Annotated in this window: 7 protein-coding genes; 6 read left to right on the top strand and 1 reads right to left on the bottom strand. The window is 59.9% G+C overall.

Going from position 1 to position 8,001, the window contains the following annotated elements; translation table 11 throughout:
- The first annotated feature begins 136 nt into the window (after positions 1 to 136).
- Positions 137 to 502, top strand: a complete 366-nt coding sequence (locus tag DW49_RS0116255; protein ID WP_024420380.1) for an addiction module antidote protein — start codon at positions 137 to 139, stop codon at positions 500 to 502.
- A gap of 150 nt (positions 503 to 652) precedes the next feature.
- Here the strand turns inward: DW49_RS0116255 and DW49_RS0116250 are convergent, their stop codons facing one another.
- The gene (locus DW49_RS0116250) at positions 653 to 1,318 is read right to left on the bottom strand and encodes a GntR family transcriptional regulator (protein WP_005621674.1); all 666 of its coding nucleotides are present in this window, start codon (positions 1,316 to 1,318) and stop codon (positions 653 to 655) included.
- Positions 1,319 to 1,573: 255 nt separating this feature from the next.
- Between DW49_RS0116250 and DW49_RS0116245 the strand changes: the two genes are divergently transcribed.
- Genes DW49_RS0116245 through DW49_RS0116225 form a run of 5 tightly spaced genes read left to right on the top strand, consistent with a single transcriptional unit; the run spans position 1,574 to position 7,778 of the window.
- A complete protein-coding gene (locus DW49_RS0116245) occupies positions 1,574 to 2,806 on the top strand; it encodes an NRAMP family divalent metal transporter (RefSeq protein ID WP_024420379.1) in 1,233 nt (410 codons plus the stop codon).
- A gap of 34 nt (positions 2,807 to 2,840) precedes the next feature.
- The gene (locus DW49_RS0116240) at positions 2,841 to 3,620 is read left to right on the top strand and encodes a LamB/YcsF family protein (RefSeq protein WP_005621678.1); all 780 of its coding nucleotides are present in this window, start codon (positions 2,841 to 2,843) and stop codon (positions 3,618 to 3,620) included.
- Positions 3,607 to 4,413, top strand: a complete 807-nt coding sequence (locus DW49_RS0116235) for a putative hydro-lyase (protein ID WP_005621680.1) — start codon at positions 3,607 to 3,609, stop codon at positions 4,411 to 4,413. The genes DW49_RS0116240 and DW49_RS0116235 overlap by 14 nt, the downstream gene beginning before the upstream one ends.
- A 9-nt stretch (positions 4,414 to 4,422) precedes the next feature.
- Complete coding sequence (locus DW49_RS0116230) at positions 4,423 to 6,042, top strand: 5-oxoprolinase subunit B/C family protein (protein WP_005621682.1); 1,620 nt, start codon at positions 4,423 to 4,425, stop codon at positions 6,040 to 6,042.
- Positions 6,039 to 7,778 carry an acetyl/propionyl/methylcrotonyl-CoA carboxylase subunit alpha gene (locus DW49_RS0116225; protein WP_005621684.1) on the top strand — a complete coding sequence of 580 codons (1,740 nt, stop codon included), beginning with the start codon at positions 6,039 to 6,041 and terminating at the stop codon, positions 7,776 to 7,778. The genes DW49_RS0116230 and DW49_RS0116225 overlap by 4 nt, the downstream gene beginning before the upstream one ends.
- Positions 7,779 to 8,001: the final 223 nt, after the last annotated feature.

Here is an 8,001-nt window from a genome sequence, read left to right as displayed (position 1 = left end):
CCTGCTCAAAAAGTGAGCAGAAGCAGTTGAACACCTGGGTCAGTTTTCAGTCGGCAGAACAGCCTCTACTGGGTCAGTTTTCGGTCAGCGACAACACTCTCGATCGTGCTGGCCACAAGAAAACGTGGCTATGGAAATGCCACAAGGTGAAAAAGAAATGACCACTCATACGCGATCCCATGACGAAAGCGTTCTCGACATGCTTCGTGAGGACGAAGCATTTGCCATCGAATATCTGTCTGTTGCGCTGGAGGAAATCGACGAGGGCGGTGGCGAAGACGCTTTCCTTATCGCCATCCGTCGCCTGATCGAGGCGAGAGGCGGTATGGGAAACCTCTCAAAGAACACAGGCCTGGCCAGACCCAACCTTTACAGATCTATTGCGGCTGGTGGCGACCCCAAGCTCTCCACCATCCTGAAAGTGCTCCAGGCACTGGGCGTGGGAATGTCAAAGGTCGTTTCGCACAGGGCGGACGTGGGCAGCCAACGCACCGACCCGTGACGATTCCTCACCCCGGAAATAGATCTGCGTTCCACCCTAGCTGGATCATCAATCAACAAAATAGCGTTTTTTTGCGCCCTGTACATCCAATGCCCGCATAAACGAAAACACCAGCGAACACACCGCCCTCCCAGCACCCCACCAATGCGATTACCGTTTCATGCTGCGCTCGTAAGCGGCCAGGACAGTTCGCTCAGATTGCACCAGGTAGGCATCCAGCATGATGGTCGCGTCGCCTGCTCGGCCTTCCTCAACGCATTGAAGTATCGATGCGTTCATATCGAGGAACGGCAAGTGCAGTAATCGGGGGTCGTTGAGCAGCCCGAAGGCCAGCCGCAATTCAGCCGAGATCTGCCCATAAAACACCAGCAGGCGCGGGCTATCTGCCAGTTCGACAATTGATTTGTGAAAAATCATGTTGGCCGTGCCGACCGCTACCCAGTCTTTCGATTCGCGCGCGTGCACGCCTAGCTCGACAGCCTCACGCATGTGCAGGGTGCCTGGGTGCTGGGGGTAGGCTTGGGCGATGGCCTTGCATTCGATGAAGCGGCGCACGCGGTAGATGTCGATGATCGAGGCCATGTCAGGTTCTGCAACCGTAACTCCGCGGTTAGGTTCGTGTTTGAGCAGGCCTTCGCGCGTCAGAACCCGAAATGCCTCTCTCAATGTGTTCCGCGAAATGTCGAGGTTTTCTGCCAGTGCGGCTTCTGAAAGGCGTTGGCCGGGCACGAGTTCACCCTCGACCAGCATTCTGCGTATTTCTCGGGTGATGGTTTCTCCCAGCGTTCGGGGAAGGGTGGGAGAGGCGTCGTTCATAAAAGGTCCAGGATGAGGAAAACCGCAGGGTTATTCCATCAGAGCCTAGTGCGTGGCACAAGGATGAAGCCTGGAACGTGCTTCATTAAGTAGCACCGCAAGCGCTTAAGGTAACAATTTGGTGCTTTTGTATCAGTCATAAGTAACAGATTGTTCAACAATAAATCCTTTATCAACCTACATTGCAGCGATGATCCTTGAGTTTTGGCATGCTCATTGCTCAGTCGATATACCTCTCACTGTAGGAATGATGCCGTGACAACGACCACGAAAGAGTTCACAAAGGCGCGGCGGGCGTCTTTAGTCGCCGCCGTCTTCATGATGGCCACGTCTGCTATCGGGCCAGGCTTCCTGACCCAGACCGCTACGTTCACGGCAACATTGGGTGCTGCGTTTGCTTTCGGCATTCTGGCTTCGATCCTGATTGACTTCGTTGTTCAGCTGAACGTCTGGCGCATTGTGTCGCTGACTAAAATGCGTGCGGCCGATCTGGCCAACGCTGCTATTCCGGGCAGTGGTTACTTGCTGACGGTGTTGGTGCTGTGCGGTGGGCTGGTGTTCATGCTGGGTAACATTGCCGGTGCAGGTCTGGGCTTGAACGCGCTGACCGGTCTTGATCCTAAATGGGGTGGTGCCTTGAGTGCGCTGCTTGCCATTGGGATCTTCTCGTCTCATCGCGCAGGCGTGGCGATGGACCGGATCATGATGGGGCTGGGCATCCTGAAAATATGCCTGATCGTGCTTGCATGCTTTGCGACCCATCCTCCGCTGGGCGAAGCTCTGCGTCAGTCGGTATGGCCTGACTTCATCGACTTTGCCTCCATCACTACCATCGTCGGCGGCACGGTAGGCGGTTACATCACTTATGCAGGCGCTCACCGTCTGCTTGATCGCGGCACCGTTGGTGTAGAAAACCTTCAGGCGGTATCCCGCGCAGCGCTGACCGGTATCCTGGTCACAGGCATTGCTCGCTACGTATTGTTTCTGGCTATTCTGGGCGTGGTGGCAAGCGGAGTGGTTATCGACGTGTCTGGCAAGGGCGCAAACCCTGCTGGCCAGGCGTTCCAGGCAGCGGCAGGCGACATCGGCATGATGATGTTCGGTCTGGTGCTGTGGGCGGCGGGTATCAGCAGTGTCATCGGCGCGTCTTACACGTCGATGTCGTTCATCACGGTGTTCTCCAAGAAGATCACAGAGCGTGTTCGTAACCTCGCGACCGTGGTTTTCATCGTCATCTGCATGGCAGTGTATATGGTGCTGGGCAAGCCACCGGCAGCGTTGCTGGTGTTTGCTGGCGGTTTCAACGGGTTGATCCTGCCGCTGGGCCTGAGCATCTTCATGTACGTGGGCTGGGCCCGGTCTGACCTGATGGGTGGCTACCACTATCCACGCTGGTTGCTGGTGCTGGGTATCCTGACCTGCCTGCTGTCGTGGTTCATGGCCTACAAGTCGGCCGGTGCCATCTTTGCGTTCATTGGCGCAGCCTGATTAAAAATGCCTGATTACAAAGAGGTAATTTCAAATGCGTGCGATTGATCTAAATAGCGACCTGGGTGAAAGCTTCGGCGCCTGGAGCATGGGCGACGATGCCGCGATGCTCGACATCGTGACCAGCGCCAATGTCGCCTGTGGTTTTCACGCAGGCGACCCGGCGGGCATCCTGCGGACCCTGAAAGCCGCTGCCGCAAAGAACGTCACGATTGGCGCTCACGTGTCCTACCCGGACAAGGTTGGCTTTGGCCGCCGCAACATGGACGTGGCCAGTGACGAACTGACCGCCGACGTGATTTATCAGATCGGTTCGCTGCAAGGCCTGGCCAAGGCTGCTGGCACCTCGGTGCGCTACATCAAACCTCACGGGGCCTTGTACAACACTATTGCGCACGACCGCAGACAGGCGATGGCGGTGATTGAGGCGATCCGCGCCATTGATCCTGCGCTGGTGCTCGTCGCTCTAGCGGGCTCCACCCTGATTGAGCTGGCCCGTAGCGAAGGTTTGCAGTGCATCGCCGAGGCCTTCGCTGATCGTGCGTATACGCCACAGGGCACGCTGGTTTCGCGGCGCGAGCCCGGGGCCGTGCTTCACGACCCGGAGCTGGTGGCCCAGCGCATGTTGCGTCTGGTTCAGTCAGGCTCCATCGAAGCCATTGATGGCAGCCTGGTCAGGATAGAGGCCGACTCAATTTGTGTGCATGGCGACAGCCCCGCCGCCGTAGAGATGGCCCGCGAGCTGCGCCGCGTACTGGAACAAGCCAGTACATCTTTGCAGCCCTTTGCCGGAAACGCCCATGAATGCCTTTGATCGAGCCCGTCAGGCCGCCATCGCCGCTGCCCGCGAGGCGCGTGGCACTTACCGCAACGGTCTGGTGACCCCCACGGCAGGGGTTGCACCAGGGATGACCCAAGCCAATCTGATCGCCCTGCCCCGCGACTGGGCCTACGACTTCCTGCTCTATGCGCAGCGCAATCCCAAAGCCTGCCCGATTCTGGATGTCAGCGACGCCGGCAGCCCGACCACCCTCCTGGCTGAAGGCGCGGACCTGCGCACCGACATCCCGATGTACCGCATCTGGCGCGATGGCAAGCTGGCGGAAGAAGTCAGCGACGCAACCCAGGCCTGGGCTGAACACGACGACATGGTCGCGTTTCTGATCGGTTGCAGCTTTACCTTTGAAACCCCGCTGCAAGAGGCAGGCATCGAAGTACGCCACATCACCGACGGCTGCAATGTGCCGATGTACCGCACCAACCGCGCCTGCCGTCCTGCCGGTCGGTTACACGGCGAAATGGTGGTTTCGATGCGTCCGATTCCGGCTGATCGGGTGGCCGAGGCCAGCGCTATCTCCGGGCGCTACCCCTCGGTGCACGGCGCTCCAGTCCATATCGGCGAGCCTGGACGGCTGGGTATCAACGACCTGAGTCGACCCGATTTCGGCGATGCCGTTAGCATCAAGCCTGGCGAAGTTCCGGTTTTCTGGGCGTGCGGTGTCACACCTCAGGCAGCAGTCATGGCATCAGGTGTACCCTTCGCCATCACCCATTCGCCCGGCTATATGTTCATCACCGACGTGCCTGACAGCACTTACCACGTCTAGGAGTTCTCTGTGCGCTTTCTACCGGTCAACCTGGACGTCCTGCTCGTCGAATTGAAAGATCTGGACGAAACCCTGGCCTTGTTCGACGCCCTGACGGCGGAGCCAATTGCGGGTGTGGAGGAGATCGTTCCTGCCGCACGTACGCTATTGATCCAGTTCCGCCCCAGCACCATCGAGCGTCAGGCGCTGGTCAACCGCATAGCTGGCCAGGACATCAGCCAGCGCCGTGAGGGCGAACACCGTCGGGTGGAAATCCCGGTGCATTACAACGGCGAAGACCTCGACGAAGTCGCGACGCTGCTGAACATCAGCCGCGCAGAGGTCATCCAGCGTCACACCGCTCATGACTACAGCGTGGCGTTCTGCGGTTTCGCGCCGGGCTTCGCATACCTGACGGGCGGCGCCGGGTTCCAGGTGCCTCGTCGGCAAACGCCGCGCACTCGCATCCCCGCCGGTGCGGTAGCGTTGGCGGGCGACTTCAGCGGTGTCTATCCCAAAGCCAGCCCTGGTGGGTGGCAGATCATCGGCGTGACGCCGTTGCAGATGTGGGACCTGAACCGCGCCGAGCCTGCCCTGCTGCGCCCTGGCTATAAAGTACACTTCACCGATGCCGGTCCATTGCCTGCCGGTGGCCTGCCAGCACCTTCGGCGCCAGCACGCCCCGACGCCACAACAGCAACGTATCTGGAGATCACCAGCCCAGGCCTGCACAGCGTATTGCAGGACATGGGCCGCCCCGGCCAGACCGGCCAGGGCGTATCCCGCTCCGGCGCGCTGGACCTTGGTGCTCTGCGCTCGGCCAACCGCGCCGTCGGCAACCCTTCGGACATGGCCTGCGTGGAATCGGTACTTGGAGGCTTGAGTTTCAGTTGCCATGGCAGTGCTGTGATCGCCATCACCGGCGCACACACCCCGGTCACCATCACCAGCGCCAGCGGCCTGCAATGGCAAGCCAGCAACTATCAGCCCATCGAGCTGGAAGCCGGCGACCGCGTAAGCCTGGGCTCACCCAAGGCCGGGTTGCGCAGTTATCTGGCAATCCGTGGGGGTTTCGACGTCACGCCGGTGCTCGGCAGCCTGTCCACCGATACCTTGGCGCAGCTTGGTCCTGAAGCGCTGGCAGCTGGCGACCGACTGGGTTTTACCGCACCGGTCAACGGCACCAGCGTATCGCTGAACGAAGCGCCAGCCTTTGAGCTGCCGACCACCGCCAACATTGTCACCCTCGATGTGGTGATGGGGCCGCGCACCGACTGGTTTACCGAAGACGCCATCCAGCGTCTGAGCAGCCAGCTGTGGCGCGTCACCTCGCAATCCAACCGGGTCGGCATCCGTCTGGCCGGTGATACGCCACTGGAGCGCAGTAATCATCAGGAATTGCCCAGCGAAGGCACTTCTGTTGGCGCGATTCAGGTTCCAGCCAGCGGCCAACCGGTGCTGTTCCTGGCCGACCACCCACTGACCGGTGGTTATCCGGTGATTGCCTCGGTGGCCAGCCACCATCTGGATTTGGCAGGACAGATACCGGTCAATGCACAGATTCGCTTCAACCCGCTGGGGGCGTTCGAAGAAATGCAGCCCAGCACCGAAGCCTCTTTTTCAACTGCCGATGCGAAGAACAATTCATGAAAAAATTATTGATCGCCAACCGTGGTGAAATCGCCGTCCGCATCGCTCGCGCTTGCCGCGACTACGGTGTGCAGTCGGTTGCCGTCTACGCTGACGCCGACATTGACGCGCTGCACGTGCGCCAGGCCGACGAAGCTTATTCTCTGAACGGCCAACGCCCTGCCGAGACCTACCTGGACATTGAAAAGCTGCTCGCTGTCGCCAAACGCAGCGGGGCAGACGCCGTGCACCCAGGCTATGGCTTTCTGTCTGAGCGGGCCGACTTCGCCCGGGCGGTGATCAACGCCGGTCTGATCTGGGTTGGCCCCAACCCCGAGACCATTGATGTGCTGGGCGACAAGGTCGAGGCGCGCAAACTGGCTCATCTGGTCGGCGCGCCATTGGTTGCCGGCACACCCGGCCCGGTCGAAAGCGCCGCCCAAGTGCTGGCCTTTGCCGAGCAGCACGGTTTGCCGATCGCCATCAAGGCCGCTTTCGGCGGTGGCGGACGCGGCATGAAAGTGGCTTGGCGTCTTGATGAAGTCGCCGAAATGTTCGCCTCCGCCGTGCGCGAAGCCGAAGCTGCTTTCGGGCGTGGCGAATGTTTCGTTGAACAGTTCCTCGACCGCCCACGCCACATCGAAGCCCAGATCCTGGCCGACAAACACGGCAAGGTCGTTGTTGTTGGCACACGCGATTGCTCCCTGCAGCGCCGTAACCAGAAGCTGGTGGAAGAGGCGCCAGCGCCGTTCATCAGCGAAGAACAACGCGCGCGCATTCACCAGTCGGCTCAGGACATCTGCGCCAAGGCGGGCTACGTTGGTGCGGGCACCGTGGAGTTCCTGCTCAGCCAGGACGGCACCCTGTCGTTCCTTGAGGTCAACACGCGCTTGCAGGTCGAGCACCCGGTGACCGAAGAAACCACCGGCATCGACCTGGTGATCGAGCAACTGCGTATCGCCGACGGCCTGCCGTTGTCGTTCAGCGAAACGCCGACCCCGCGCGGCCACAGCTTTGAATTTCGCATCAACGCCGAAGACGCAGGCAAAGGCTTTTTGCCTACGCCCGGGCAAATCACCGAGTTCCTGCCGCCCTCTGGCCCCGGCGTACGCCTGGACAGCGGCGTGGTCAGCGGTTCCAGCGTGCCGAGCACCTTCGATTCGATGATGGCCAAGCTGATTGTCACAGGTGCAACTCGTGAGCAGGCGATAACCCGCGCCCGTCGCGCCCTGGCGGAATTCAACATCGAGGGCATCGCCTCAGTGCTGCCGTTCCACCGGGCCGTGATGGACCATGCCGACTTCACCAGCGCTGACCGATTCGGCGTGCACACCCGCTGGATCGAGACCGACTTTGCCGAACAGATCACCATCGCCCCACGCAACGCCCAGTCGGGGAACCCTGAAGTACTGCGCACCTTCGTCGAAATTGACGGCAAGCGCCACGAACTGGGTCTGCCCGCAGCATTGTTGCGCGGCATGAGCTTGAACGCAGCAGGCCCTGCCAGCGAAAGCGCGGCCCCAAGCGAAGCGGTTGATCCGCAGGCGGTACTGACGCCGGTAGCGGGCAACCTGCATACCTGGGTCGTCGAAGACGGCGAGTCAGTCAGCACCGGGCAAGTTATCGCTGTGGTAGAAGCGATGAAAATGGAAACTTCGATTCTGGCCCCTTGTGCTGGCGACGTTAATATTACCCAACCAGCGGGTACTTACTTTGAAGCGGGCTCTTTGATCGGCCGTATCAAAACCGTTAATTGATTTAAACGATTCTTTTTGCAGGCCATACGCGCAACGGGGTAATAACCCGGTTGCCGTGTGCTGCCCGCAGAAAACTGTAGATGTCACTGTGAACTCAAAATAACGATAAAACTTAACCCCGGCGGTTTCAGAGGCTGAGTGCAACACCCGGCTATTGAGTTAGGGATGGACTCTCATGATGCTTGGACATCATTTCCGTCATCATTTCGATAGGGCATCTGTA

This window comes from Pseudomonas avellanae BPIC 631, from assembly GCF_000444135.1.
Taxonomy (GTDB): domain Bacteria; phylum Pseudomonadota; class Gammaproteobacteria; order Pseudomonadales; family Pseudomonadaceae; genus Aquipseudomonas; species Aquipseudomonas avellanae.
The sequence above is the reverse complement of the archived record's forward strand: the minus strand, read 5'-3'. Positions and strand labels throughout refer to the sequence as shown.

Excerpts from the sequence above, each read along its gene's own strand:
- DW49_RS0116240 (WP_005621678.1), top strand. The coding sequence starts at position 2,841 with ATGCGTGCGATTGATCTAAATAGCGACCTGGGTGAAAGCTTCGGCGCC.
- DW49_RS0116255 (WP_024420380.1), top strand. The coding sequence starts at position 137 with ATGCCACAAGGTGAAAAAGAAATGACCACTCATACGCGATCCCATGAC.
- DW49_RS0116225 (WP_005621684.1), top strand. The coding sequence starts at position 6,039 with ATGAAAAAATTATTGATCGCCAACCGTGGTGAAATCGCCGTCCGCATC.
- DW49_RS0116250 (WP_005621674.1), bottom strand. The coding sequence starts at position 1,318 with ATGAACGACGCCTCTCCCACCCTTCCCCGAACGCTGGGAGAAACCATC.
- DW49_RS0116235 (WP_005621680.1), top strand. The coding sequence starts at position 3,607 with ATGAATGCCTTTGATCGAGCCCGTCAGGCCGCCATCGCCGCTGCCCGC.